Origin of the sequence: Duganella flavida, from assembly GCF_009857445.1 — a bacterium.
GTDB classification, from domain to species: domain Bacteria; phylum Pseudomonadota; class Gammaproteobacteria; order Burkholderiales; family Burkholderiaceae_D; genus Rugamonas; species Rugamonas flavida.
The window spans coordinates 73,080-98,649 of sequence record NZ_WWCN01000011.1 but is presented as its reverse complement, the minus strand read 5'-3'; the positions used below and the strand labels follow the sequence as shown (position 1 = coordinate 98,649).

Sequence of the window (25,570 nt, the reverse complement as noted above, 5' to 3'; positions counted from 1 at the left end):
GCGTTATTTGCAATGATGATACTGCTTTTTCGAGATAAGCAATAGACCGGTAAAGACCAGTACACCGTTCAAGAGTAGCAGTTCCAGACCAATACGGTAGGTCCCAAACAGCTTTTCCTGATTGCAATCAATGACATAACAGAGCAGCGGTCCTGCCAACGCCACCAGCGGCACCCAGCGGTCGCGCACCGCGCGGCGGGTCAGTATGCCGAAGGCGAACAGGCCAAGCAGCGGGCCATAGGTATAACCGGTCAGCTTCAGCACCAGGCCCACCATGCTGGCGTTATCCACCCATTTGAACATCAGCACCAGCGTCAGGAAGACGGCGCAGAACACCAGGTGCACGCGGTGGCGCAGGCCCTTCTTCGCCGCCTCCGTCAGGTCGCTACGGCGCTGGATGCCGAGGATGTCAATGCTGAACGAGGACGTCAGCGCGGTCATGGCGCCGTCCGCGCTCGGGAACAGCGCCGAGATCAGGCCAATGAAGAAAATCAGTTGCAATACAGCGGGCATGTGCGCCATCACCACAGTTGGGAAGATCTTGTCGCCCACTGCCGATACACCTGCCGTGGGGGCGTACAGGTACAGCAAGCCACCAAGGTACATGAACAGTACCAGTACAGCCGTCAGTACAGCGGTCAGCAGCAGCATGTTCTTTTGCGAATCGCGCAGGGTTTTGACGGAGATATTCTTCTGCATGGTCTCCTGGTCCATGCCGGTCATCGCCAGTACGATGAAGAAGCCGGCCAGCACCTGCTTCCAGAAGTAGGCCGGGCTGTCGACCGATAACGTAACCACGCGCGTCATGCCGTGCGCCTGCATTTGCGCGATGCTGTCCAGTGGCGAGAGGTTCATCTCGTGCAGCAGCCAGCCGGCGCAGATCACGAGGCCCAGCACCATGCCGGTGGTTTGCAGGGCGTCGGTCCAGACGATAGTTTTAACGCCGCCTTCGTAGGTGTACAGCAGGATCATGGCAAGGATCACGGCAGTGGTCAGCCAGAACGGCACGCCCATGCTATCGAGGATGGTGAGCTGCAGGATGTTCACCACCAGATACAGCCGCGCCGATGCGCTCAGCGTGCGCGAGATGATGAAGAAAGCCGCGCCGCTCTGGTAGGAACGCGGTCCGAGGCGCTGCTCCAGATAGGTGTAGATGGAAGTGAGCTTGAGGCGGTAGTACAGCGGCAGCAGGATGTAAGCGACAGCGATATAGCCCAGCACATAGCCGAGTATCACTTGCAGGTAGCCGAAACCATCGCGGCCGACGGCGCCAGGTACGCTGATGAAGGTCACGCCACTGAGCGTGGTGCCGACCATCCCGAACGCGACCAGCATCCAGTTGCTGCTCTTGTTACCGATGAAGAAGCTATCGTTATTGGCGTTACGGGACGTGCGCCACGCCACCACCAGCAGCAAGGCGAAATATGCGGAGACGAGGCAAAACAGGGAGACTGCGGACATGGGCAATTAGCGGCGAGTGAATCAAATCGCCGCCAATATACCTCAATCAGTGCGCCACAGCGTGGATCGACTTGGCGCCGCCAACGCTGGCCGAGCGGGGATTCAGGCGATCCAGCCGGCCGCTCAACGCGGTCAGGCCGAAGGCGCCCAGCACCACCAATGCACCGATCCAGCCGGTATGCACCAGGCCCAGATGTTCGACGATCAAGCCACCACCCCAGGCGCCACCGGCGATACCGAGATTGAACGCAGCGATGTTCAGGCCCGAAGCCACATCGACAGCGCGCGGCGTGAAGTGTTCAGCCTGCTGCACCACGTAGACCTGCAAGCCGGCCACGTTACCAAACGCCACCGCGCCCCACGCCAGTACAGTTGCCAGCACCAGCCATTTGTACGGTGCGGTGAAGGTCAGCACCAGCAGTACAGCGGCCAGGCCGAGGAAGATGATCTTCAGCGCGCCCACCGGACCGCGCTGGTCGGCCAGTTTGCCGCCCCAGATATTCCCCACCGCGACCGATACCCCGTACACCAGCATCACCAGACCCACCGCATTCACGCTGAAACCGGTGATGTCGGTCAGGATCGGGGCGAGGAAGGTGAAAGCCGTGAACGAACCGCCGTAGCCGAGCGCCGTGATGGCATACACCAGCAGCAGGCGCGGTTCGGCCAGCACCTTCATTTGCTGCAGCAGCGAGGCAGGCTTGTTGTGGGTGATGGTCGAGGGCACAAAAATCGCGCTACCGGCAACTGCCAGCACGCCCAGCGCGGACACGGCAAGGAAAGTCTCACGCCAGCCGAAATGCTGGCCGATGAAAGTCCCGAGCGGCACGCCGGTTACCAGCGCCACGGTCAGGCCGGTGAACATGATGGCGATAGCGCTGGCCGCTTTCTCCTTCGGCACCAGCGAGGTGGCGATGGTCGAGCCGATCGAGAAGAATACGCCGTGCGCGAGGCCGGTCAGGATGCGGGCGATCACCAGCGATTCGTAGCTGGGCGCCTTCCACGCCAGCAGGTTGCCGAGAGTGAACAGCACCATCAGCGACACCAGCAGCAGCTTGCGCGGCACTTTGCCGGTGAGCGCGGTCAGCACCGGCGCGCCGATGGCCACGCCCATCGCATACAGGCTGACCAGCAGGCCGGCCGACGGCAGGTTCACGCCCAGATCGGCGGCGATAGTCGGCAGCAGGCCGACAATAACAAACTCGGTAGTCCCGATGGCAAACGCGCTGATGGTCAGCGCAAGCAGTGCAATTGGCATGACATAACTCCTGAAAAGTTGAAGTCATGCAGTATCCGGGTTCTCGTTAGTGAGAGAAAGACAGGAAAACCAAAAACATCTTTGATTATGAGGCAATAATTGGAATAGCCTCGATGGCCCACGCTCCCCCTTCCCGGCGCTGCGGGCTGGGCACCACGCAGGCAGTACGGCCGGTGAACTCGCGCGCCACGCGGTCTTCGTCGATGCGCCAGCCGCGCTGTTCCAGTTCCTTGATTTTCTGGCGGAAGGCAATTTGCAGGGCATCCGACTTGACCGAGACTTCCTGTTGCCAACTGTCCGGTACGCGCTCGGGGCGCACTTTGCTGAGAATGACGTGGTCCTGCTTAAAAATATTCAGGTTGCTGGCGATAACGCGACGGTCAAACAGCGCCGAGCGCAGGAAGGTGCGGCCCATCATCCACCAAGTACGGGTGCGCTGGCCGTCCACCGGTACGTGGGCCGAAACAATATGAATCTTCCAGCCGTCACGCGGCGCGACTTCCAGCGTCGCGCATGGACCGGATAGATGGAAACCGGGGCGCGTGGCGACCTCCACATGCTCGCCGGTAGGTTGCCGGCGCCAGCCCTTACGTACCGGGCGGCGCATCGTCATCTGCGCGCTGCCACCCCATGCTTCATGTTCGACCTCGAACGCGCCCATCTCCGGATGGTCCGGGTCGCCAAAAGTGCTGCCGTGGACGAATGGCGCATGCGCAAAATCGAGACCGTTCTCCATCACACGATCCCAACTGGCATTCCAGTCGAAGTGCCCGGACACCACCCGCACATGGGGATCATCGACCCAATCCAATCGCGGCAGCGGTGGACGTTCGGATTCCGGCAAATCGCCGAGGAATGCCCAGATCCAGCCGTAACGCTCGATGGTCGGGTACGCATCCACCCTTGCTTTGGCGGGAATACGCAGCTGCGGCTGTGCCGGAATATGCGTGCAGACACCGTCGGGACCAAAGCGCCAGCCATGATAAGGACACTGCACACTGTCGCCTACTTTGGCGCCGGCCGATAAGGCACCACCGCGATGAACGCAGATATCCGACAGCAGGCGCGCCACTCCCTCAGCATCGCGGAAAGCGACAAAATGTTGGTTCAGCATTTGTACAGACTTCAAGCCATCCCGCAGTTGCGAAGACGGCAGCACTACGTACCACAGGTTAGTCAGCATGGGGAAATACAGTGGATCTCAGGGAGCGAAAGTCAAATATCAGAGGAAATGATTGCTAGACGGCCACCACCTGCACGGGTGGTCGAGAGACTCGCGGCAATCTGGCCGATGCGCGCTTCATACAACTCGAATGCTTTCAAACCGGATACCTTGGCGGGGCTTCCCAGCATCACCAAAGCCGTGCCCGAAATGCGGCATTGGCGCCATGAATCGACTACCCGCAGGTCAAAATCGATAAAGTCGCCAAACGCGCTCTTGTTCACATTCCGCACACCATGCTCTTGTTCCATGTTAGCTCCATTCAGGTGACTAATCTCCAGAAACAAAGGTTATCATCTGGCATTCTAGCGTGATTTTAAAGCAAAATCCTATCGAACTCTCACACCAATAGATTCAAAGTGAATTCAGAAAAACTCGCCCTGCTGCTGACGCGGGAAATGCCCTACGGGAAATACAAGGGCCGCAAGATTGCGGATTTGCCGGGCCATTATCTTGGCTGGTTCGCCCGTGAAGGTTTTCCTTCGGGCGAACTCGGCATGCTAATCGCACTCATGTACGAAATCGATCACAACAACTTGCGCATGCTGCTCGACCCGCTCCGTTAGCGCACTTTCCCGGTCAAACCGTTCGAGAACTTGAAGGTATTCAAGCGCGTATCCAGCGTTTTGATCGCCATCAAGTCTTGTGCATAGTCGTCGACCACGGAAATACCGGCCGACGCGGGCAGGGCCTGCCCAAACAGCCAGCCCTTGCCGACACCGGTGATGATCCGCACGCTGCCAACGTAGGACACCTGCCCTTCGCGCACCTCGATTTCCGGCATATCCACCATCTCACGGCTGATTTCTTTGCGATAAGCGGTCATCGAGCCGATGACCTTGCCCAGCTTATATTTGCCCGGTTTGACGGCCAACAACACAAAGGTGCGGAAGCCCCCGCCGCTCTCAAGCTTGGCGCGTTTCATATCGGGATTCAAATCGTTCATGACGACGAACTCAACCTTCTTGGGTTCATCCACCGGATGGAAGAAAGCATTTACCAGCGCGATTTGCCCCAGCTTCAACTCCGGATCAGACGACTCATTCCGGGCCATCACACTGGCAAACACATAGCCGGTGCCACTGGCGGCCAAAGGTTCGGCATCGCCGGTGCGATTTTTCACCGAGGCACAGCCACTCAGCACGATTGCCGCGAACACGCCGGCGGCGCAATATTTCAAGGACTTCAGGGCAAAAACCATTATTTCTCTCTTAGTGTGTATTATTTTTCAAGCCGTTGGATACCGGCAGCTTGGCAACACGCGCATCCATGTTTTTCATGGCCGCGATGTCAGCCTCGGACCTAGCCCTCCACATTCCGCCCCAGCTTGGAGATCACCTGAATACTGCCTGCATAAGTGATCTCGCCTTTGCGCACTGTAATCAGCGGATACGGTGCATGCAATTCAGTTTCGACGTGGTAGCCGCCGTAGAAACCCGCCTGCACATTCCCCAGCCAATAACGCCCCGGCTTCACCGGCACCAGCAGCCATAGCCATACTCATTGTCCTCAAGCTTGCCGGCGTTTCCCAAGGTGCTGGTTTGGGTCATGCAGCCTGCCAGCGGGGACAAGCCCAGTAGAATCGATAAAGATTGCTTTAGTTTCATGGTGTTTTAATTAAATAATTCGGCATCTTGCCATGCGATTGCCAAATCGGCAAACCGGGCGGCAAGCGTGACATCCCGGCAATGCAAATCCGTGTATAAATACGTTATTGCATTGTTTCTGGAGAACGTCATGGACGAGCACGCGCACGGCTGCACCTGCTTTATCATCCCGTCGAAGATGCTGCGCCAGCTGGCCGACGAAGCCACCAGCGCCAGCGAACGCCACAGCCTGCTCGACCAGGTCGAACTGTCGGCCCACCTGCGTGGCCAGCGCTCGGTCGCGCCGCTGGTGATGGGGCTGGTCGCAGCCACCGGCGAAAAGCGCCGCACGGTGTATGACGCCCAGCACAAAACCGCCCTGCCCGGCAAACTGGTGCGCGGCGAGGACAGCAAACCGTCCAGCGACAAGGCCGTCAACCAGGCCTACGACGGTGCCGGCGCCACCTACGACTTCTATCGCGAAGTCCTGAAGCGCAACTCGGTCGACGGCAAGGGCCTGCGGCTGGACTCCACCGTGCACTACCAGACCAACTTCAACAACGCCTTCTGGAACGGCCAGCAAATGGTGTACGGCGATGGCGATGGCAAGCTGTTCCTCGGCTTCACCGGCGCCATCGATGTCATTGCCCACGAACTCACCCACGGCGTCACGCAATATGCGGTACCGGGCGGACTGGTCTATGCCGACCAGAGCGGTGCACTCAACGAATCGATCTCGGACGTGTTCGGCAGCATCGTCAAGCAGTGGACGCTCAAGCAGAACGTCGAGCAGGCCGACTGGCTGATCGGCGCTGGCATCATGGCGCCGGCCGTCGGCAAGGCGCTGCGCTCGATGGCCGATCCTGGCAACAAGGAGCTCACCTGGTCGGGCGACGACCAGCCGAAAAACATGGCAGGATATGTGCAAGGCGGCGATGTTCACACCAACTCCGGCATCCCCAACCACGCGTTTTACGCAGCGGCCATCGCGCTCAAGGGCAATGCGTGGGACAAGGCCGGGCCGATCTGGTACAAGGCGCTGTCGCTGCTGACCTCCAACTCCACCTTTGCCGACATGGCCAAGGCCACTTCGGATTCAGCAGCGCTGCTGTATGGAGTTAATTCAGCCGAGCAGCATGCCATTCAAGCGGCATGGAAAGTGGTCGGCGTAGCGTGAAGGACGCATCATGCGTTTGACTTTGAAATGTACAGGCGGCTTCGCCGGACCGGCCGGCGCGCAAACGCGCACCGTCGACCTGGCCCAGCTGCCGGCCGACCAGGCCGATGAAGTGCAGAAGCTGCTGTATGCCAGCGACTTCTTCGCCCTGCATCCCAAGCTGGTCAAGGAAGCGCCCAAGTCATGGGACTTTCAATACGACCTGGAAGTGGACGACGGCCAGCAAGCGCACTGCGTCCGCTACCATCTGGACGAGGCGCCGCCGGCCCTCAAGGCGCTGACCGAAAAGCTCAGCGACGAAGTCAAGCCGGATTAAGCCAGCAAGCGCGCCAGCTCACCGCTGGCAATCAGCTTTTGCAGATCCGTCGCGCCGCCGATCAGGGTGCCGTTCACGAAAATGATCGGGAAGGTCGACCAGCCGCTCCACAGCTTGAGCGCCAGGCGCGGACGCCAGGTCGAGAAGTAATTGCCGTAGCTGAGATATTTGTACTGGATGCCTTGCGCATCCAGGATCTTGCGCGCCTTGGCCGGAAAAGGATTCAAGCCCATGCCGATCACCACCACCTTGTTAGCGGCGATGGCGGCCTCCACTTCGGCGATCAGCTCGCTGTGATAGCTGCTGATCTGCGCCAGTGCGGCAGGATGGATACGGGCTTGGTCCAGGATGTGACGGGTCATTATTGCCTTATAAATCAAGTTTAGAAATTTTGGTGCCTTCGAGGTTCAGGTTGGCCATCAGGCCAGCATTGGTTAAGACGAATGCCTGCACAGGATTATTGGCTGTGTTGGTATCTATTTCTCCATTGGCGCCCACTTTAATCAACGCCACCGACCCATCCACACCAGCGGTCCAGCCTTTGCCATTGCGGAATTTGTCCAGCGCCTCGCGGCTCATGAACAACAGTACCACTGCCTTCGACTGTGCGCCAGCCTGGAAGCCCACCGACAGCGAGGCCACACTGTAGTAATCGGCTGTCTGGCCGCCGGTGCGCAGCACACCCTTGCCGTATTCGCCGCCTACCACCAGCCCGGCCGCCACCACATTCGGGAACACCAGCACGCCATTGGCCTTTTGCACCAGCTCGCGCGAGCCTTTGACTTCCTTGTACAAACGCTCCAGCGTGTTGTACGCGCCCTGCTCGATCTCGGTCTTGACGGCCGAACTGCTAGGCTTGGCCGCGCCGGTAGTGGTGGTACAGCCGCTCATGGCCAGGCCGGCACAAGCCAGCGTCAATACTGCAAAGGTACGTTTAAGCATGACAGTCTCCAAAAAGGTTGTTAGTCGATGATAAACTCGCGCCGCCCTTCGTCGTCGCACTGTTGAGCGCTCTGCCCGGCTTGCTCAAATGCCGAACACAAGCGATTGCCCTGCGGGTCCTCCAGTTGCGGATGCACCCGCAGCACATAGCTGCCGGCGCGCCATGCCTGCGCCGGCGTGAAGCGCCATTCAGTTTCGCCGGCGGCCAGCCGCGCCGTGCCAGCCACGCGCGTCCCGCCTGGGCCTTGCAGCGCCAGCAGCGGCGCTGCATCGGCATCCAGCGCCGTTGGGAAGACCACCCGCAACGGCGTCCGGCTGCCGCGTTTGACGGCCTGCAAAGTCCACTGCTGCGGCGTGATCGCTTGCCGCAGCGGCGGCTGCACTTGCCAGCGTTTTTCCACCATCCGGCCCAGCTGCGGATCATCGATGCGCAGCACCACGCTTTGCCCGGCATGCAGCGCCGGCCCCACCTTCAAGTTCGGCCCCACACCGGTCTTGATGCGGCCCGGATGCAGCAGCAGCGTCAGCGACTTGCCATCGCGTCCGGCCAGTGGCAGATCGAGGAAAGCACCGTCGATGGGCACGCCATCAGCATCAGACAATAGCACGTGCCGCATCTCCAGCGGTGCTTTCAGCGGCGCGTCCAGATGCAGCACGATGCGCAGCAAATTCTCCGGCACCGCCGGGCCCGATGGCGTTACCAGCGTGGCCGCCGACGAAATCAGCGGCAACGCCAGCAGCAGCGCGCTAGCGCGCCAGTTCAGGATAGCCTTCAAGGCCACGGGCGTACTTGTGGAAATCACGGTACCTGTCCCCATCCGGATAGCGATAATCGGCAAAGTCATACTCGTTCACAAAATCGCTCAGGCGCAAGTAGGCGCCCTTCAGCACCGACACCAGCTGCACCTGGCCGGTAGCATCGTCGCGGCGCAGCGCCAGCAGCTGTTCCGGATTCAGGTTATCGACACGCATGGTGGCCGCCATCGGCGTCATCAGCGCTTTCACGCCTGAATACGGTTTGGCCGGCACTTCGATCGGCGTGTTCAATCCCGGCGCGGCGGCGCCGTTGCCCAGTTCTGCAGCACTCAGCAAATCCGCCGAGCGGCTGGAATTGACCAGTAACGCATATTCCGTATCGCCCTGCTTGAAGCTAACCAGCCCGTTCGGCGCACTGCCCCAGCCCAGTTCGCCCACCGTCTTGGCAGCGATGTGGGCACCGTCTTTCAAGTCCTTCAGCGGGATCAGCACCAGCGGCGTGCAGGTGTAGGCTGCCACCAGCGTTGGCTCGCCGGCGATGGTCATCACTGTCATGCTGCGGATCGGCGCACGGGTCTCGATCTGGTTATGCACCGGGTGATACATCTCGATGGTGGTGGCCTTCGCCGCACCGCTGAACGGATAGTCATACACCCGCAAGGTCGAGGCAAAACTGCGGTTGGACAGGCCCGCCACGTACAGCTTGTTTTGATAGAAGCGCATATCCGTCACGGTCAGGGTTTGCACCGGCACGTCGCGCCAGAAGGTGGCGTCGGCCGCTGGCGCATCCGTGATGGCAGCCGACCCGGTCGCCTTCGACAGGTCCAGCCGCTGCACCTTGCCGCTGGCGTCGATGGTAACGATGGCGGGCGACGATTTGCCTTTAGCGCCCTGCACCGTCACCGCCACAAACGCCACCTCGCTGCCCGGCTGCACCGCCAGGTCCTCGAAGCGCAAGGCGGTTGGCGCCACGCCCAGCGTCTTGGCAATCGGCGCTTGTACATCCTTCAGGTTGAATGGCTTGCCGGCCGCCTTGGCCGGCGTCGTCACCGGCAAGGCGTAGATGCGCGCGCCCTTCCAGTCGGCGACAAACAAGGTATGGTCATCGCCAAACGTCAGCCGGGTGGCGGATTGCATGGCCGGCGCAGGCGCGGCTTGGGCCGTCGTCACCATGACAGCAAGGGCGAGGCCTAAAATACGAAACGAAAGTGAAGCCAAGGCAGTCATGATGATGTACTCCTCCTGGTCGGTTATTGCCGGAATCGGCAATAACCAAGGTAGCACGGCATGTCCCTGCGGTCCCTCCCTCTTGGGCAGGAGGCAGGATCAGCGCGGGGTGAACGCCAACCGCTTCCCTTCGCGCAGCATGGCCGCGAAATCCGCCGCTGGCACCGGCTGGCTGAACAGATAACCTTGCAACTGGTCGCAACCGAGTTCGCGCAGGAACGCCATTTGCTCGGCCGTCTCCACGCCTTCCGCCACGATCTCCTGCCGCAACTGCTGCGCCATCGTCACGATAGCCCGCGCAATGGCGCAATCATTTTCTTCGTAGGGCAAACCAATCACGAAAGAACGGTCGATCTTGAGGGTGCTGATCGGGAATTTTTTCAGGTAGGCCAGGCTGGAATAGCCGGTGCCGAAGTCGTCCAGCGCCAGCGCCATGCCCATCGCCACCAGCTGGTTCATGATGGCGATCACCTTGTCGGTGCCGCGCACCAGCAGGCTTTCCGTGATTTCGAGGTTGATCTGGTCCGGCTGCACGCGATGTTTTTCCAGCACCGCCGCCACGCGCTTGGGCAGCTCGTTATCGAACTGGCGCGCCGACAGGTTGACCGCAATCGGCGGCGTGATCATATTGGTGTCGCGCCACTCGCGCACCTGGCGGCAAGCTTCTTCCAGTACCCAGGTGCCGAGGTCGAGAATCAGCCCGGTCTCTTCCGCCACCGGAATGAACACGCCCGGCGACACCAGCCCGCGTACCGGATGGCGCCAGCGCAGCAGCGCCTCGGCGCCGACGATGCGGCCGCTGCGCAAGCTCACCTTGGGCTGGTAGTACAGTTGCAGCTCGTTGTTCACCAGCGCCTGCCGCAGCTCGCTCTCGATGCGCAAATGCTCCTTGGCGCGCTGGTTCATCTCTTCGCTGTAGAACAGGAAGTTGGACTCGATGCTTTGCGCCGCCTTAGCCACCGCCACGTCGGCACAGCGTATCAGGGTCGGCACGTCGAGGCCGTCCTCGCTGTACGAAGTGATGCCGATGTGCGCGCCCACCTGCAAGCTGTGCGAGGCAATCGCAATCGGCGCGGCCAGCGCGCCCAACAGCTTCTTGGCGACGATGCCTGCGTGTTCGCGCTTCTCCACATGCAGCAGCGCGATGGCGAAACGGTGGCCGTCCAGCCGTGCCAGCACGTCGGCCTCGCGCAGCGAACCGCGGAAGATGCGGCCGATTTCGCACAGCAGCTCGTTGCCGATTTCATGGCCCAGCGTATCGCTGATGGCGCCGATGCGGGTAATTTCAATCACCATCAAGGCGCCCTGCTCGCCCGAACGCTTGGTCTCGGCCAGCGCCTGTCCGACCAGCTGGGTCAGCAGGCACAAGTTGGGCAAGCCGGTCAGCGGATCGTAGTTGGCCATGCGCTGCATGCGCGCTTCGGCATCCTTGTGCACGCTGATGTCGGAGAACAGCGAGAACGTGTGGCTGATCTTGCCGTTCTGGTCGCGCACCGCGCTGATAGTCACCGATTGCGGGAACATCTCACCGTTCTTGCGCTTGCCGATAATCTCGCCGCGCCACGGCCCGCCGCCCTGCATGGCCTCGCGCACCTTGGCGCGGAAGTCGGCATCGTGCACGCCGGAGCGCAGCAGGTCCGGCGTCTTGCCGATCGATTCGGCCGGCGTGTAGCCGGTGATGCGGGTGAAGGAGGAATTGATGGAGACGATGCGTTCATGCGCATCAGTGATCAGCACGCCCTGCTCGCTGTCTTCGATGATGCGGGCATGCAGGTTGACCTTGTCCATATCCGACAAGGCCTGGTTGGCTTGCGACAGCCGCACCAGCATGCCGGCTGGCTCGCCATCTTCGTGGCGCAGTTCGATGTCGAGATGGACCCAGATGATTTCACCGCTCTTCTTGCGCCGCCGCACCTCGGTGCGCGCTGCCGCATCGCCAGGATTGTGCTCGAAGAACAGCTCGGCGATATTGCCGTCGTCATCGTCTTCCGCGTACAGGAATAGCACATGCTGGCCGATCACCTCAGCCGAGGTGTAGCCAAACATCTGCTCCGCGCCATCGCTCCAGGCGGTGACGTAGCCGGTGAGGTCCAGTGCCAGTGTGGTGTCCCGTGCCGCCATATCGGCCGGACGTAAGGTTGATTGTGCTTCCTTGAGTGCCGCATCGAGTGCGGTTAATGTCTGTGCCAGCGCGTCGCCTTGTTCACTCCGGGCTTGGCGGCTCAGGGCAAGACAACGCTCGATGGCATCACGCATGGGGGCTTCCAGTTTTGCCCGCCGCCACGCTCTGCATCCACAAATTGGCGTCGACGACGATGCGGTTGAAGGTGGCGATATCAACTTGCAGCGCCCCCAGGCAGGCGGCCAGCGCTTCGTAGTGCTCGTGCTCGGCTGATTCAACCACGCACAGCAGCTGGCCCAGTTCGCCTTCATGCGAGAGCAGGGCCTGCTGCACCGACTCGCTGATGGTAAGCGGCTTCAGCACCTCCTCCAGCGGCATGCCGAACAACACCCCCAGCAGCGAGAACATGCCGACCATGAAGGCTTGCTCCTGGTGATGCTTGTCCTCGCCGCAGGCTTTGGACAGCAGCTCCATCGCCCGCGCCCGCACCGCCACGCGCGACAGCAGCATAGCCGAGCGCTGGTCGCCTTCACGCGACGAGAACAGCATCAGGTTCAGCCAGCGTCGCAACTGCGAGCGACCGAGGATCAAAATGGCTTGCGAAAAACTGGTAACGCGGCGGCCAGTGCCCATGCCCAGCGAATTCACCAGCCGCAGCAGGTGATAGGACAGTGTGGGGTCTTGCCGCAGCAGCGCTTCGATTTCGTGGGTATCGGCATCGGCGGAGACCAGCTGCACCAGCTGCAGCGCCAGCGCGCGCGAGGCCGCTTGCGTGCCGACTGGTTTGGCAGGCAGCGCGAGGAACCATTCACCTTCGATCCACTGCACCGCTGGCGGCAAGTCCTTGGGCAGCGCGGCATCGGCCTGCTGGACTTTGTCGGCCATCAGCACCTTCCAGCCGGCTTGTGCCAAGGCCGCATTCAGTTCCTGCGAGGTACCCGCGCGGTAGAAGCAATTCATGCTGCCCGCCGCCAGCTCTTCCAGCAGCGCGACGGGCAACTCAGCCGCGCCAGCAGGCAGGCGCGACGCATCAAACAGCAATGCCGCCGGACTGCCGTTGCGGTCGGCCAGAGGATGCAGGAACACGGGCGGCATGGCGGTCGATACGGTCATGAAAAATTCCAACGGGAGACGGTCGATTATCCTGCTATGGTACTCCGAAATTATTGGCTTTAGTCAATATTATGATGGTAGGTGACTGACCAGTCGCTCGAACAAGCCAGGCTGGCGCATGCGGTTCAGCCACCAGTTCAGCGCTGCGCCGTTTTCGCCGCTGCGCCAGGCCAGGTAGAAGGTCTCGGCGGGTTTCGGCTCGTCCACTTGCTTCTCGACCAGCAGACCCGCAGCAATGGCGGCGCGCGCGCAGGGTTCGGGCAGGAAGCCGAAGCCCATGCCGGCCAGCTGGTACTGGTATTTGGTCTTCATGTCGGGTACGGTCAGCGTGTCTTGGCCGAGCAACAAACCAACCGTGCGCGGCGCCATCTGGCGCGCCGAGTCGGCCACGCTGATGGCGCGATGGTGTTGCAAATGCGTCCTGCCCAGCGTCCCCTCCACCGCCGCCAACGGGTGCGAAGGCGCCACCGCAAACACGAAGTTGATCTTGCCGATCGGCTCGGACACATAGCCGCCGCCGGCCGGGCCATCGCCGGCGGCGCCCACCAGCAGGTCGGCGCGGCGTTCCAGCAAAGCTTCCCAGGTGCCGGACAGCGCTTCCTGCACGATGCGCAGCCGGGTTTGCTTGGCCACCTCGTAAAAAGCCGGCACGTCGTCATGGAACATGCACGGCGAGAACATGGAATCCATCGCCACCGCCAGCTCGGTTTCCCAACCGGACGCTACCCGGCGCACGCGGTGCTCCAGATCTAGCGCAGCCTTCAGCAGGTAGCGTCCCTCTTTCAGCAATTCGGCGCCAGCCTTGGTCAGCTCGACGCGCGGGCCGTTGCGTTCGAAAACTTGCACGCCAAGGTCGTCTTCCAGCTTGCTGACGGTGTAGGAAATCGTCGACGGCACGCGGTGCAATTCCTTGCCGGCGGCCGAGAATGAGCCGCGCCGGTCGATGGCGTCCACGATTTGCAGGGCTTCCAGGCTGAGTCTAAGCATTCGAAATTTTCGATAGTAGAGGGGTAAATTTTCCGTTTTTTTATTCGGAAATGCGGGTCTACAATGTGTCCATCGCTTTCAAAATTATCGCACATTAAAGGAGCCCACCATGTTGCAAGTACGTAAATCTGAATCGCGCGGCAAAGCTAACCACGGCTGGCTGGATTCCAAACACAGCTTCTCGTTCGGACACTACCATGACCCTGAACACGTCGGCTTCGGCCCGCTGCTGGTGATCAACGAAGACAAAGTCCAGGGCGGCCAAGGCTTCGGCACCCACGGCCACCGGGATATGGAAATCATCTCCTACGTGCTGAGCGGCGCGCTGGAGCACAAGGACAGCATGGGTACCGGCTCGGTGCTGCACTACGGCGACGTCCAGCGCATGAGCGCCGGCACCGGCGTGCGTCACAGCGAGTACAACGGTGATCGTAGCGAACTGGTGCACTTCCTGCAGATCTGGATTCAACCGAACCAGGTCGGCATCCCACCGAGCTATGAAGAGAAAAACTTCACGCCGGAGAGCAAACTGGGCAAGCTGGCCCTGATCGCCTCGAACGACGGCCGCGAAGGCTCGGTGCTGATCCATCAGGATGCCGCCATCTACGCCACCATCATGACCTCGGGCGATAGCCTGAAGCATGAGCTGAAAGCCGGTCGCCAGTCGTATGTCCACGTAATCCGTGGCGATGTGACGGTCAACGGCGTGGCTCTGAACGCCGGCGATGCACTCAAGATCACCGACGAAGCGCTGGTTACGCTGGAACAAGCCAAAGCGGCGGAAGTACTGGTATTTGACTTGCCGAAATAAGTTTCTTCCGTTTTTGGTATCATGAAGGGTGCGCCGGGTCTGTTGGAACAGCCCGGCGCACCTTTTTTACTTGATCAGAACAGAATAAAGAGCAAAACCATGTCGCAGTCCCAAGACGAAGTGAATTACGTCACCTCCTGCGCCCTGCCAACCCCGTGGGCCCAGTTCACCCTGCACGCCTTCGTGGAACCGGCCACGGGCAAGGAACACCTGGCCATGGTGCTGGGCGATATCGGCAACGGCGCGCCGGTGCTGGCGCGCGTGCACTCCGAGTGCCTGACCGGCGACGTGCTGTTCTCGCAGCGCTGCGACTGCGGCGCCCAGCTGGAAGGCGCGCTGAAGAAAATCGCCGACGAAGGCCGCGGCGTGCTGCTGTATCTGCGCCAGGAAGGCCGCGGCATCGGCCTGCTGAACAAAATCCGCGCCTATCGCCTGCAGGAAGCCGGCGCCGACACGGTACAAGCCAACGAACAGCTGGGCTTCAAGCCCGACCAGCGCACCTATGGCCTGGTGAAACCGATGCTGGAACAATTCGGCGTGAAAAGCTTACGCCTGATGACCAATAATCCGCGTAAGATCGATGCCATGACCAAACTGGGTGTGGAAGTGGCCGAGCGGGTCCCCCTGCTAGTCAACCGCAACGCCTTCAACCAATACTATCTGGATACCAAGGCCGCCAAGCTGGGCCACATGATGACGCCGCTGACGCCGGCGCCGGTGGAGGATGGCGCGCTGTAACGTTTTAAGGACTGCATGAAAGTCATCAAGCTCGCCGCACTACTTGCATTGACCTGGGGCTACGCCGGCATCGCGCTGGCCGCCCCGACTCCTCCCGCAGCCCAGCCGCCGGCCGCGTCAGCCGACGCAGCCGGTAGCGAGACCGCCCCGCTGCCGCCGCCCTCCAGCGCGGCCCAGCATCTGTATGCCTCCGCCAAGAACGACATCCTGCAAGTACGCTCACTGCTGAAAAGCGGCCGCACGCAATCCTCGGTCGGCTCCGGCTTTTTGATCGGCACCAGCAATCTGGTCGTCACCAACTACCACGTGGTATCGCAATTCGCGCTCGACCCTGCCACCTACGTCGGCGAATGGATCGACACCAGCGGCCAGCGCGGCAATGTCGAACTGCTGGCGGTCGATGTGCTGCATGACCTGGCCGTGCTGCGCGTGAGCCGCAACGGTACCGGCTTCTTCAAGATGCCCGAGCAGCTGGCGCGCCTGGCCCAAGGCCAATACCTGTACTCAATGGGCAATCCGCTCGACCTCGGCTTTGCGATTTCCGAAGGCGCCTACAACGGCGTGATCGCGCGCAGCTTCTACGACCAGCTGATGTTCACCGGCCCGATCAACTCCGGCATGAGCGGCGGACCGAGCGTAACGGCCGATGGCTCGGTGGCCGGCATCAACGTCTCCAAGCGCCTCGATGGCGAACTGGTCAGCTTCCTGGTGCCGGCCCGTTACGCGCAGGACTTGCTGAAAAAAGTCGAAGCACAAGAGAAAGCGCCGACCGACTTCACCGCCGTGGTGGCTAGCCAGCTGCTCAAGCACCAGACCGCAATGGTCAACCAGCTGCTGGCCAGTCCGTTGAGCCTGAAGCCGATGGGGCCGTATCAGGTGCCGGTGCGCGAGTCCGAACAGATGCGCTGCTGGGGGCGCTCCAACGTCAAGGCCGACAAGCCGTTCACGGTGGACGACGCCAGCTGCGCGATGGAATCCGCAATCTTCGTCAGCGGCTCGCTGCAAACCGGGCAGGTCAGCATCCGCCATCAATTCTTGCGCAGCACCAGCCTCGACAAGCTGCGCTTTGCGCAACTGGCCACCGCCTCCTTCAAGAACGAACACTTCGGCAGCAACAAGGATGCGCGCATGACCGGTCCTAACTGCACCGAAGATTTTGTGAAGAACAAAGACCTGCCGCTGCGCGCCGTGCTGTGCGTGCGCGCCTACCGCAAGTTCGCCGGTCTGTACGACTTCGCGCTGCTGACCGCCAGCACCGACCAAGGCATGATGAGCCTCCAGAGCCGGCTGGATGCGCGCGGCGTGTCGTATGAAAACGGCTTGCGCCTGTCGCGCGTGTTCCTCGATTCGCTGTCGCTGGCGCCGAAGAAAGGAGGCGGGAAATGAAAGCTCCCTACTTCATCGAAATCCTGGCCCGCAATGGCGACGTGCTGCACCGGCACAAAGTGGCGCAGCTGCCGATCCGCATCGGCCGCAGCTACGATAACGAGATCATCCTCGATGATGCGCACAGCGCGGCCAGCCACGCCATCGTTGAAACGGACGATCACAATCAAGTGGTGCTGCGCGACCTCGGCAGCAAGAACGGCACGGTCTACAAGGGCCGCCGACAAAACATCGTCACGCTGGACGGCAACACCGTGGTGCGCCTCGGCCATACGCGGCTGCGCGTGCGGCCTTACGATTTCCCGGTCGCGGCGGAAATCGCCGACACCACCATGCACGGCTGGGAAGGCGCAACGCCCGCCACCATTGGGCTGCTGCTGATTGCGGTGTTCACCTGCCTGGAAACCTGGCTGTCCGACGTCGAGCCGTTTGCTTTGATCCGCTACCTACTGGTGCTGGCCTCCAGCCTTGCGGCAGGCTTGCTGTGGACTGGTGTGTGGGCGCTGGCGAACCGTTTATTTGGCAGTCACGCGCGCATGGGGCGGCACCTGTTCATCTTGGGCAGTGCGCTGGCGACGGTAGGCTTGTGGCGTGCGGCCAGTTCGGTGCTGGCCTATGCCTGGTCGGCCGAATCGCTGACACGCTACGGCAACCTGGTCACGCTGGCGATCGCCTGCGGCATGGTGTTCTTCCACCTGCTGACGATCAAACCGCATCATCCACGCCGTTTCCTGATCACGGCGACTGTGATGCTGCTGGCAGGTTCAGGACTGATGGTAATGGCCAACTTGCAAAGCACAGGCCGTGCGGCCGATGAACTCTATATGTCGGTATTGCTGCCGCCGGAAGTACGGCATAGTGAGAATCGCAGTGTCGACCAGTTCATGGCCAACGCTGGAAAATTGAAGACTGCGCTCGATGTCGCCCGCAGCGAATCCGTGAAAAACGGCGTCCCCGACACAGAGGACGAGGACGAGGACAGCGCGACTGATTAAGCCTGTTTTTTGCGGCGGGCTGCGAAGCCTACCAGACCCAGGCCAGCCAGCATCATGGCGTAGGTTTCTGGTTCTGGCACGGCGGCGGTCAGCTTGACGTTGTCCAGCACTGCGCCCGAGTAGCCGTCGCCACCAACGCTGCTGAATTTCAGCAGTTCCGAACCGCCGGTCGCGCCGGTGGTGAACGAGAAGCTGTAGGTGGTTGGGGTGCTGGTGCCCACGTACAGGTTGCTGACGCCGTTCACATCCACTTGCACGGCGGTGTAGCTGCCGTTAGGGTTGCGGCTCACATCAAACGACAGGTTGTAAGTAGTGTTGGCGGCGTAGTTAAACGACTGCGACAACACGCCAGGACCTGGGGTGCCCAGCATGTCCACGCTGGTGCTGTTGGCGCCAACCGAACCGTAGCTATTCTTGATCAGGTCCACCGACACGCCGCCGACGATCCAGCCGGTGATGGCGCTCGAACCTGCACCCACCATGGTGTAGCCACCGTTCGGCACGTAGACCGAATAGCTCTCGAAATCACCATTGGTGATGAGATTGGTAGCAGCCGAAGCTGCGCCGGTAGCGAACAAAGCAGCGATGGCGACAGCTTGAATCAGACGGGCGGTTTTCATGGTGGGCTTCCTGAAGAGGTGAGTACGATGAAAGCATTGTACCCTTCAATTTCAAATTTGCAATATAAATTTCATATTGACAAAATTTGTATGTGAAAAGCAACGCAATTATGCGGGCCAGCCGCGCAGCACCTGGTCCACCACTTCCTGCAGCTGCTTGCGGGTCGCACCGGCGGCGGCCTGTACGGCCATGCCGTTGGACACCGTCATCACGTAGCGCGCCATCTGGCTGGCGCAGAAATCGGCCGGCAAGTCGCCCTCTACCTTGGCGCGCTCGAAGCGTTCGCGCAGGCGCACCTCGGCAGCTGCCCGGCGTTCGATCAGAGAATTGCGGATCGGCAGCGCGTCATCACTGCAGACCAACGCGCCGTTGATGACCAGGCAGCCGTGCGGCGCTTCTTCCTCGGTCTGGGCGTCGGCGTTACCGCGCAGGAAGTGCTCGACCACGGCGTGCGCGGTTTTCAGCTCCAGCGCGGCGTCGAACAGCGGATCGTGCGTGGCGCCGTAGCGCTCCAGGGCCAGCCGGAACAGATTCTCCTTGTTGCCAAAGACGGCATACAGGCTGGGACGGTTCATCCCCATGGCCTCGGTCAACTCGGGCAGCGAGCTGCCTTCGTAGCCCTTCTCCCAGAACACTTTCATGGCCTTTTCCAGCGCATTGTCCGCATCAAAGGTGCGTGGGCGGCCGATTTTTCGCTCTTTCATACCATTCGGTTAAAAATTCATTGACAAAGTACTTCCCAACCGACATTATGAACCGACCAGTAAAAAACTCAAGCATTTTTACCGATCTAAGGAATTCGTCATGCAAAACCAAAACAATGCGCTCCGCGAGGAAGCGTCCTCTCCCACTAACACCCCCGTTCGTCCGCCGCATGGTTCGCCGTGGCTAGCCGTGCTATCGGTCGCCATTGGCGCTTTTGCGCTGGTGACTACTGAATTCCTGCCGGTCGGCCTGCTGCCTGCCATCGCCGCCGAGCTGGGTGTCACCGAAGGCATCGCCGGCATGATGGTCACCGTGCCCGGCCTGGTGGCGGCGCTGGCGGCTGTGCTGGTTACCGTCGGCGTCGGCAAGACCGATCGCCGCTACGTGATCTGGGGCCTGACTGCGACGCTGGTGCTGTCGAATGCACTGGTCGCGCTATCGCACTCCTTCCCGCTGATCCTGATCGGACGTGCGCTGCTGGGCATCGGTGTCGGCGGTTTCTGGGCCATCGGTCCGGCGCTCAGTACGCGGCTGGTATCGCCGGAAGCGGCGACGCGCGCCACTGCGGTGGTGTTTGCTGGCGTCTCGGTCGGCACCGTGGCCGGCGTGCCGGCAGGCGCCTTCATCGGCGAACTGTTCGGCTGGCGCACCGCCTTCGAAGCAGCCGGTGTGGTCGGCCTACTGGTACTGCTGACGCAGATGTATCTGCTGCCCAAACTGCCGCCGGAAAAAGCCATCACCTTCCGCCAGCTGCCGGAACTGCTGCGCGTATCAAAAGCGCGGCTGGGCATCCTGGCGACCGTACTGGTGTTCCTTGGCCAGTTCTCGGCGTACACCTACATCACGCCCTTCCTCAGCCAGGTGACGCACTTGGGCGCGACCACCATCAGCACCCTGCTGCTGGCGTATGGCGCGGCCGGCTTCGTCGGTAACCTGATCGGCGGTACGCTGGTGGCGCGTAGCGTGCGCACCTCGCTGATCGTCACCGGTATCACGCTGGGCGTGGCGATCGGCGCGCTGCCGCTGCTGGGCGCAAATGCGTGGGCGGCAACGGCGCTGGTGGTGGTGTGGGGCGTGGGCTTTGGCATGATGCCGATCTCGGTGCAGACCTGGATCTTCCAGGCGGCGCCGCATGCGATGGAAAGCGGTGGCGCGGTGTTCGTCTCGATCGTGCAGATCGCGCTGGCCAGCGGTGCGCTGGTGGGCGGCATGACGGTCGATCACACTGGTGTGTCAGGTGCGATGGCACTGGGTGGCGCGCTGGCGCTGGCCATGGCAGTACTGATTGCCGTGTGGGCCAAAGATGACGGCCAGCCATCAGTCAAACTGCACGCCGTGCATTAAAGACGAACGCGACGGTAAGCGCCGAGAAACACCTCGGCCTCACTGTCCGACAGCACCTTGATTTCATCGCCATGCCAAACGTAGAGATACTGATCGCCGCCGAGGCGATCAGTTAATTTAGCGTTGACCAGAAAGACAGTCCCAAGCGGATAAACGCTCGTGTCACTCAAGTGACGCGAGCAATGCACATTCAGATCAGTGGCATAAGCCTGGCCAGACGCCGGCCGCATCACCACCCGTCCGCCCTCCTCCACCGACTCCACCACCAACTGCCGATAAGCATAAATATCGCGTGCCATCATAACTCCTCAAGAAATTCGGGGTCAGCTCTGTCATTTGGACAAGCAGGAACGACAATTGAGATATCTCAAATCCTTCGGCTCTGCTCCTGCTACAAATCCGACTACGAGATCTGCCCCAGAATTAGACGAAATGTTTTGATATTTCTCAAAGATTGTCCACGCTTGTCCAAATGACAGAGCTGACCCCGAATGGTTAAATGGCAATCAGCAGCGCGACCGATTCGGCGGCGATGCCTTCTTCGCGGCCAAGGTAGCCCAGCTTTTCGTTGGTTTTGGCTTTGACGTTGATCTGGCTGATGTCCACGCCCAAATCTTCGGCGATGTTGGCGCGCATGGTCGTGATGTGCGGCGCCATTTTCGGACGCTGGGCGATGATGGTGCAGTCGATGTTGCCGATGCTGTAGCCGGTCGCCACTACGCGCTTTGCCGCTTCCTTCAGCAGCTTGCGCGAATCCGCGCCTTTGAATTCAGGATCGGTGTCCGGGAAGTGTTTGCCGATATCGCCTAACGCGGCGGCGCCCAGGATCGAATCGGTGATAGCGTGCAGCAGCACGTCGGCATCCGAGTGCCCCAGCAGGCCGACGTGGTGAGGAATATCGACGCCGCCGATGATCAGCTTGCGGCCTTCCACCAGCGCGTGGCAATCATAGCCTTGGCCGATGCGGAATGGGAGTTTGCTCATGTTTAGTCTTCCTTGTTAGCCAGGTACATCTCGGCGATGCGGATATCCGCTGGCAGCGTTACTTTTAAATTTCGTGGATGGCCTTCGACTAGCCGTGGCGCGTAGCCGAGTATCTCGACGGCGCTGGCATCATCGGTGATGGCGTTGGCATCGGGGGCGCTGCCCAAGGCACGCAGCAGCAGCGCGTAGCTGAACATTTGCGGCGTTTGTGCGGACCACAGGCCGTTGCGTGGCACGGTCGCTGCGCTGACGCTCGCACCTTCGGCTCCGGGCGCGCTGCGCTTCATGGTGTCGACCACTGGCAAGGCAAGCAGGCCGCCAGCGGGGTCGTCGCCAACACCTTCGATCAGGCGCGCGATCAGCGCTGGCGTCAGACCGGGTCGCGCGGCGTCGTGGACCATGACCATGTCACCATCGGCAAGCTGGCCGTCAAGCGCGCGCAGGCCGTTCAGCACGGAGTCCATGCGTGTCGCACCGCCGCAGCGCAGGACCGTCACGCCATCCAGATCGGCCGGCAACACGGAATCAATTACGCCATCATCGGGACTGACCACCACATAGGTGTGCGCCACCAGCGGCGACGCGCGGAAGGCGTCAACCGCGTGGCGCAGCATCGGCTTGCCGCCCACGGTCAGATATTGTTTCGGCCCATTCGCCGCCATGCGCGCGCCGACACCGGCGGCTGGCAGCAGTGCAAAATATTTCGTCATAACTTTCTTTATCTGCGGCGTCGCGCGATGATGTCCGCGATCTCGCCATTACAGGTCTTGCCCAAGCGGGCGTATTCTTCCGGTGTGTCGATCTTGGCCTGCTCGATTTTGCCTTTATCGAATTCGCTTTGAATGAACGGGAACCACGTGCTGCTGATCTCATGTTCCAGCGCCGACATGGCGGTGCCAGACGGCGCATACATCGGCTGTCCGGCGAAGCGTTTATTCAGAGCTTCCGTCACCACTTTTTCCACGCGCGCCAGGTTGTCCATATAGGCTTTAAGATGGCGCTGTTCGTGTTCAAGGATCTCTTTGTAGGGGCACGTACCGGGCGCGAACTCGTTGCCGACGTAGATCAGCACCGGCGAATAATTCAACGACACATCCACCTTCGGCGCGATGCACTCGTAGCCGCTGGCCGCATCCTGCAGCACCGGCCCGCCCAGCTTGACCTTGTACAGGCCCTTGGTCACGGTGAGGCCTAGCGTCTCCATGCGGTTGTCCATGCTACCGGCTTTAACGGTCAGCGCGTGGTATGGCAATTGGTTGTTGATGGTGAAACCGTTCTGCTGCGACGACAGCACCGACACAGTTTTGCTGATCGAGTCCTCGCAGCGTATCTGGAACGGCGTGCGCTCCGCCGCCTGCACACCACCAACGGCGAGCAAGCCAACAAGAGCCAAAACGGTTTTCATAGTTTCCAGTCGCCCGCGCGCAGCTTCTCCAGCCAGAAGATGCCGATCACGGTTTTCACGTCGGTGATTTTACCGGTGCGTACCCACTCCAGCAGCTCGTCGATGGTGGCGGTGAAGGTCTCCAGGAATTCGCCTTCGTCCAGCCTGGAAGCGCCGGCCTTCAAGCCGCGAGCGAGATACAGGTCGAGATGCTCGTCAGAATACGCAATCGCATTATGGATCTTGGTGACGAACTGCCACTCGCCGCCGCTGTAGCCGGTTTCTTCTTCCAACTCGCGCTTGGCCGCGACCAGTGTGTCTTCACCCTTGTCGATTTTCCCGGCTGGGAATTCAATGAACACGTCGCGCAGTGGATAGCGATATTGGCGCTCCATCAGCACCGTGCCGTCATCGAGCAGCGGCAAAATCACCACCGCACCAGGATGCAGGATGTATTCGCGCGCAGTGCGCTTGCCGTCGGGGAGTTGTATGGTGTCGCGCTGGACTTTGAGGAAGTGGCCTTGGTAGACCAGTTCACCGTCTACATGCGTTTCTTTGAGATTGTCCATCACTGCTCCACATCGTTGAAGAACGATAGTGTATCAGCCGTGAGCCTTGCGCAGGTAGCGGACGATGAAACCGGGGAAACCAAGCACCACGAACAGCGGCACGGTAATCATGTAGAACTCTTTGACTTGCGGGAACCGCGTGCCAATTTGGTCTTCGAGGGTGAAGCCAATGAAGCCAACGACAAAGTACAGCGCTGCCATTTCCAGCAGCCGCACATACAGCGGCTTGCGCTGCCATTTACCCGGCAGCAGCGCGAAGACTTTGTCGTTGAAGAACGGCAGGTTGGCAGCCGCGATTGCAATCGCGATCACCAACCAGCCGGCGCTGGAGGTATCCATCAGGTAGCGAGGGTTACCTTGATGGCGGTCAGGCACGCTGCCAGCAGCGGGCCAGGCAGTACGCCGAGTGCCACGATGGCCAGGCCGTTCAGGCTCAGGACCAGCTTGACGTCACCGTATGCTGCCAGCGGGGTGTTATCTTCTGGCTCATCGAACCAGATGTGTTTGATAACGCGCAGGTAGTAGAACGCGCCGATCAGCGAGAACATCACTGCGAACACGGTCAGCCAGATCTGGCCAGTGCCCAGCACCGAGTTCAGCACGGCGAACTTGGCAGCAAAACCCATCATCGGAGGCACGCCAGCCAGCGAGAACAGCAGGATGGTCATGACCACTGCGAACCAGCCACTACGCTTGCTCAGGCCTTTGAAGTCGCTGATGTTATCGGCGTCGAAACCGGCGCGCGACAGCAGCATCAAGGTGCCGAAGGTGCCAACGGTGGTCAGCACATAGGTGATCACGTAGTACATGGCGCCGCTGTACGCAGCAGCGATGCCGGTACGGTCGGTGGTGCCAGCCACGCCCGACAGCAGGCCCAGCAGCACGAAGCCGATTTGAGCGATGGTCGAGTAAGCCAGCATACGCTTGATGTTGGTCTGCGCGATAGCGGTCAGGTTACCGATCGCCAGCGACAGCACAGCCAGCACCAGCAGCATTTGCTGCCAGTCGAATGCCATCGGCAGCAGGCCTTCCACCAGCAGGCGGATGCAGATAGCGAAGGTAGCGATCTTAGGCGCGCCGCCCAGCAGCAGGGTCACCGCAGTTGGCGAACCATCGTAGACGTCCGGTACCCACATGTGGAATGGTACGGCGCCCAGTTTGAAGGCCAGGCCAGCCACCAGGAATACGATACCGAATACCAGGATGGTCGGCTTGATGGTGCCGGCAGCCACAGCAGCCGAAACGCCACGGATGTCCAGCGTGCCGGTCGCGCCGTACAGCATCGAGATACCGTACAGCAGGAAGCCCGACGCCAGTGCGCCCAGGATGAAGTACTTCATCGCAGCTTCGGTCGCTTTGTGGTTGTCGCGGCGCAGTGCCACCAGCGCGTACAGCGACAGCGACATCAGTTCCACGCCCAGGTAGATCGACAGGAAGTTCGAGCCCGAGATCATGATCAGCTGGCCCAGCATGGCGAACAGCGCCAACACGTAGAACTCGCCGCCCAGGTTACCGGACAACATGCCGCGGTCGTCAGCATACTGGCGCGAATACACCAGCGTCATACCCACGGTCAGGTAGGTGAACAGTTTCAGCAGGTTGGCCATCGGATCGGAGACGAACATACCGTGGAAGGTATAGACCGTCGAGCCCGAAGCGAAGTCACAGTAGCTGAAGCCGGCGCAAACCAGCAGCGTCAGCAGGGACAGCACGTAGGTGATCGAACGCTGTGCCTTGGACAGGAACATGTCGATCAACAGGATGGCAGAAGCACCGATCAGCAGCGCGACCTCGGCATACGCCGGGACCAGGTTCACGACGTTTGCGGCGTCTTGTGGATTAGGTGTAATCATTTATGTGTTTCCG

Annotated in this window: 30 protein-coding genes; 8 read left to right on the top strand and 22 right to left on the bottom strand. The window is 60.9% G+C overall.

Annotation, left to right across the window (positions count from 1 at the left end; translation table 11 throughout):
- Positions 1-3: 3 nt before the first annotated feature.
- The 4 genes from GTP46_RS17760 to GTP46_RS17745 form a co-directional block, all read right to left on the bottom strand.
- On the bottom strand, positions 4-1,461 hold the full coding sequence (locus tag GTP46_RS17760; protein ID WP_161007971.1) for a sodium:solute symporter: 1,458 nt from the start codon (positions 1,459-1,461) through the stop codon (positions 4-6).
- Positions 1,462-1,507: 46 nt separating this feature from the next.
- Positions 1,508-2,719: an MFS transporter gene (locus tag GTP46_RS17755; RefSeq protein ID WP_161007970.1), complete on the bottom strand. Its 1,212-nt coding sequence runs from the start codon at positions 2,717-2,719 to the stop codon at positions 1,508-1,510.
- An 85-nt stretch (positions 2,720-2,804) separates the two neighbouring features.
- Complete coding sequence (locus GTP46_RS17750; protein ID WP_161007969.1) at positions 2,805-3,902, bottom strand: aromatic ring-hydroxylating dioxygenase subunit alpha; 1,098 nt, start codon at positions 3,900-3,902, stop codon at positions 2,805-2,807.
- A gap of 32 nt (positions 3,903-3,934) precedes the next feature.
- Positions 3,935-4,192: a hypothetical protein gene (locus GTP46_RS17745; protein WP_161007968.1), complete on the bottom strand. Its 258-nt coding sequence runs from the start codon at positions 4,190-4,192 to the stop codon at positions 3,935-3,937.
- A gap of 108 nt (positions 4,193-4,300) precedes the next feature.
- Here GTP46_RS17745 and GTP46_RS17740 point away from each other — a divergent pair, with 108 nt between their 5' ends.
- Positions 4,301-4,507 (top strand): DUF3820 family protein, encoded by a 207-nt coding sequence (locus GTP46_RS17740; RefSeq protein ID WP_161007967.1) that lies wholly within the window; start codon positions 4,301-4,303, stop codon positions 4,505-4,507.
- Here the strand turns inward: GTP46_RS17740 and GTP46_RS17735 are convergent.
- Together GTP46_RS17735 and GTP46_RS17730 are read right to left on the bottom strand one after the other, a co-directional pair.
- Positions 4,504-5,142 carry a hypothetical protein gene (locus GTP46_RS17735; protein ID WP_161007966.1) on the bottom strand — a complete coding sequence of 213 codons (639 nt, stop codon included), beginning with the start codon at positions 5,140-5,142 and terminating at the stop codon, positions 4,504-4,506. The genes GTP46_RS17740 and GTP46_RS17735 overlap by 4 nt on opposite strands.
- A gap of 101 nt (positions 5,143-5,243) precedes the next feature.
- Positions 5,244-5,423, bottom strand: coding sequence for a hypothetical protein (locus GTP46_RS17730; RefSeq protein ID WP_161007965.1), 180 nt, complete (start codon positions 5,421-5,423; stop codon positions 5,244-5,246).
- A 255-nt stretch (positions 5,424-5,678) separates the two neighbouring features.
- Here GTP46_RS17730 and GTP46_RS17725 point away from each other — a divergent pair, with 255 nt between their 5' ends.
- On the top strand, positions 5,679-6,704 hold the full coding sequence (locus GTP46_RS17725; protein WP_161007964.1) for a M4 family metallopeptidase: 1,026 nt from the start codon (positions 5,679-5,681) through the stop codon (positions 6,702-6,704).
- A 10-nt stretch (positions 6,705-6,714) separates the two neighbouring features.
- A complete protein-coding gene (locus tag GTP46_RS17720) occupies positions 6,715-7,020 on the top strand; it encodes a protealysin inhibitor emfourin (protein WP_229259001.1) in 306 nt (101 codons plus the stop codon).
- Here GTP46_RS17720 and GTP46_RS17715 read toward each other — a convergent pair.
- From GTP46_RS17715 to GTP46_RS17685, 7 genes are all read right to left on the bottom strand, one after another.
- Complete coding sequence (locus GTP46_RS17715) at positions 7,017-7,382, bottom strand: glutaredoxin (RefSeq protein WP_161007963.1); 366 nt, start codon at positions 7,380-7,382, stop codon at positions 7,017-7,019. The genes GTP46_RS17720 and GTP46_RS17715 overlap by 4 nt on opposite strands.
- A gap of 7 nt (positions 7,383-7,389) precedes the next feature.
- Positions 7,390-7,962 (bottom strand): BPSL1445 family SYLF domain-containing lipoprotein, encoded by a 573-nt coding sequence (locus GTP46_RS17710; protein ID WP_161007962.1) that lies wholly within the window; start codon positions 7,960-7,962, stop codon positions 7,390-7,392.
- A 20-nt stretch (positions 7,963-7,982) separates the two neighbouring features.
- Positions 7,983-8,765, bottom strand: a complete 783-nt coding sequence (locus tag GTP46_RS17705) for an Ig-like domain-containing protein (RefSeq protein WP_161007961.1) — start codon at positions 8,763-8,765, stop codon at positions 7,983-7,985.
- The gene (locus tag GTP46_RS17700) at positions 8,710-9,891 is read right to left on the bottom strand and encodes a hypothetical protein (protein ID WP_229259000.1); all 1,182 of its coding nucleotides are present in this window, start codon (positions 9,889-9,891) and stop codon (positions 8,710-8,712) included. The genes GTP46_RS17705 and GTP46_RS17700 overlap by 56 nt, the downstream gene beginning before the upstream one ends.
- Before the next feature lie 153 nt (positions 9,892-10,044).
- Entirely contained in the window at positions 10,045-12,201 is a 2,157-nt protein-coding gene (locus tag GTP46_RS17695; RefSeq protein ID WP_161007960.1) for a putative bifunctional diguanylate cyclase/phosphodiesterase, read from the bottom strand.
- Positions 12,194-13,180: an EAL and HDOD domain-containing protein gene (locus GTP46_RS17690; RefSeq protein WP_161007959.1), complete on the bottom strand. Its 987-nt coding sequence runs from the start codon at positions 13,178-13,180 to the stop codon at positions 12,194-12,196. Before GTP46_RS17690 ends, GTP46_RS17695 begins: the two co-directional genes overlap by 8 nt.
- Positions 13,181-13,249: 69 nt before the next feature.
- Positions 13,250-14,167 carry a LysR family transcriptional regulator gene (locus GTP46_RS17685; protein ID WP_161007958.1) on the bottom strand — a complete coding sequence of 306 codons (918 nt, stop codon included), beginning with the start codon at positions 14,165-14,167 and terminating at the stop codon, positions 13,250-13,252.
- Positions 14,168-14,276: 109 nt separating this feature from the next.
- Between GTP46_RS17685 and GTP46_RS17680 the strand changes: the two genes are divergently transcribed.
- From GTP46_RS17680 to GTP46_RS17665, 4 genes are all read left to right on the top strand, one after another.
- Positions 14,277-14,978 (top strand): pirin family protein, encoded by a 702-nt coding sequence (locus tag GTP46_RS17680; RefSeq protein ID WP_161007957.1) that lies wholly within the window; start codon positions 14,277-14,279, stop codon positions 14,976-14,978.
- A 99-nt stretch (positions 14,979-15,077) separates the two neighbouring features.
- Positions 15,078-15,716 carry a GTP cyclohydrolase II gene (gene ribA / locus GTP46_RS17675; protein WP_161007956.1) on the top strand — a complete coding sequence of 213 codons (639 nt, stop codon included), beginning with the start codon at positions 15,078-15,080 and terminating at the stop codon, positions 15,714-15,716.
- A 15-nt stretch (positions 15,717-15,731) separates the two neighbouring features.
- Positions 15,732-17,102 carry a S1 family peptidase gene (locus GTP46_RS17670; RefSeq protein ID WP_161007955.1) on the top strand — a complete coding sequence of 457 codons (1,371 nt, stop codon included), beginning with the start codon at positions 15,732-15,734 and terminating at the stop codon, positions 17,100-17,102.
- Entirely contained in the window at positions 17,099-18,097 is a 999-nt protein-coding gene (locus GTP46_RS17665) for an FHA domain-containing protein (protein ID WP_161007954.1), read from the top strand. The genes GTP46_RS17670 and GTP46_RS17665 overlap by 4 nt, the downstream gene beginning before the upstream one ends.
- Here the strand turns inward: GTP46_RS17665 and GTP46_RS17660 are convergent.
- Together GTP46_RS17660 and GTP46_RS17655 are read right to left on the bottom strand one after the other, a co-directional pair.
- A complete protein-coding gene (locus GTP46_RS17660) occupies positions 18,094-18,717 on the bottom strand; it encodes an FxDxF family PEP-CTERM protein (protein ID WP_161007953.1) in 624 nt (207 codons plus the stop codon). The genes GTP46_RS17665 and GTP46_RS17660 overlap by 4 nt on opposite strands.
- Before the next feature lie 108 nt (positions 18,718-18,825).
- Positions 18,826-19,422, bottom strand: a complete 597-nt coding sequence (locus GTP46_RS17655; RefSeq protein ID WP_161007952.1) for a TetR/AcrR family transcriptional regulator — start codon at positions 19,420-19,422, stop codon at positions 18,826-18,828.
- A gap of 100 nt (positions 19,423-19,522) precedes the next feature.
- Here GTP46_RS17655 and GTP46_RS17650 point away from each other — a divergent pair, with 100 nt between their 5' ends.
- Complete coding sequence (locus GTP46_RS17650; RefSeq protein WP_161007951.1) at positions 19,523-20,767, top strand: MFS transporter; 1,245 nt, start codon at positions 19,523-19,525, stop codon at positions 20,765-20,767.
- On the opposite strand, the gene GTP46_RS17645 is transcribed toward GTP46_RS17650, so the two are convergent.
- The 7 genes from GTP46_RS17645 to nuoN form a co-directional block, all read right to left on the bottom strand.
- Complete coding sequence (locus GTP46_RS17645) at positions 20,764-21,069, bottom strand: hypothetical protein (protein WP_229258999.1); 306 nt, start codon at positions 21,067-21,069, stop codon at positions 20,764-20,766. The two genes, GTP46_RS17650 and GTP46_RS17645, sit on opposite strands and share 4 nt — an antisense overlap.
- 193 nt (positions 21,070-21,262) lie before the next feature.
- Positions 21,263-21,751 carry a 2-C-methyl-D-erythritol 2,4-cyclodiphosphate synthase gene (ispF, locus tag GTP46_RS17640; RefSeq protein ID WP_161007950.1) on the bottom strand — a complete coding sequence of 163 codons (489 nt, stop codon included), beginning with the start codon at positions 21,749-21,751 and terminating at the stop codon, positions 21,263-21,265.
- Positions 21,752-21,753: 2 nt separating this feature from the next.
- The gene (ispD, locus tag GTP46_RS17635) at positions 21,754-22,461 is read right to left on the bottom strand and encodes a 2-C-methyl-D-erythritol 4-phosphate cytidylyltransferase (RefSeq protein WP_161007949.1); all 708 of its coding nucleotides are present in this window, start codon (positions 22,459-22,461) and stop codon (positions 21,754-21,756) included.
- Between the two features lie 8 nt (positions 22,462-22,469).
- Complete coding sequence (locus tag GTP46_RS17630; RefSeq protein ID WP_161007948.1) at positions 22,470-23,156, bottom strand: hypothetical protein; 687 nt, start codon at positions 23,154-23,156, stop codon at positions 22,470-22,472.
- Positions 23,153-23,704 (bottom strand): NUDIX domain-containing protein, encoded by a 552-nt coding sequence (locus GTP46_RS17625; RefSeq protein ID WP_161007947.1) that lies wholly within the window; start codon positions 23,702-23,704, stop codon positions 23,153-23,155. Before GTP46_RS17625 ends, GTP46_RS17630 begins: the two co-directional genes overlap by 4 nt.
- A 33-nt stretch (positions 23,705-23,737) precedes the next feature.
- A complete protein-coding gene (locus tag GTP46_RS17620) occupies positions 23,738-24,043 on the bottom strand; it encodes a DUF2818 family protein (RefSeq protein WP_161007946.1) in 306 nt (101 codons plus the stop codon).
- Complete coding sequence (gene nuoN / locus GTP46_RS17615; RefSeq protein WP_161007945.1) at positions 24,043-25,557, bottom strand: NADH-quinone oxidoreductase subunit NuoN; 1,515 nt, start codon at positions 25,555-25,557, stop codon at positions 24,043-24,045. The genes GTP46_RS17620 and nuoN overlap by 1 nt, the downstream gene beginning before the upstream one ends.
- Between the last annotated feature and the right edge of the window lie 13 nt (positions 25,558-25,570).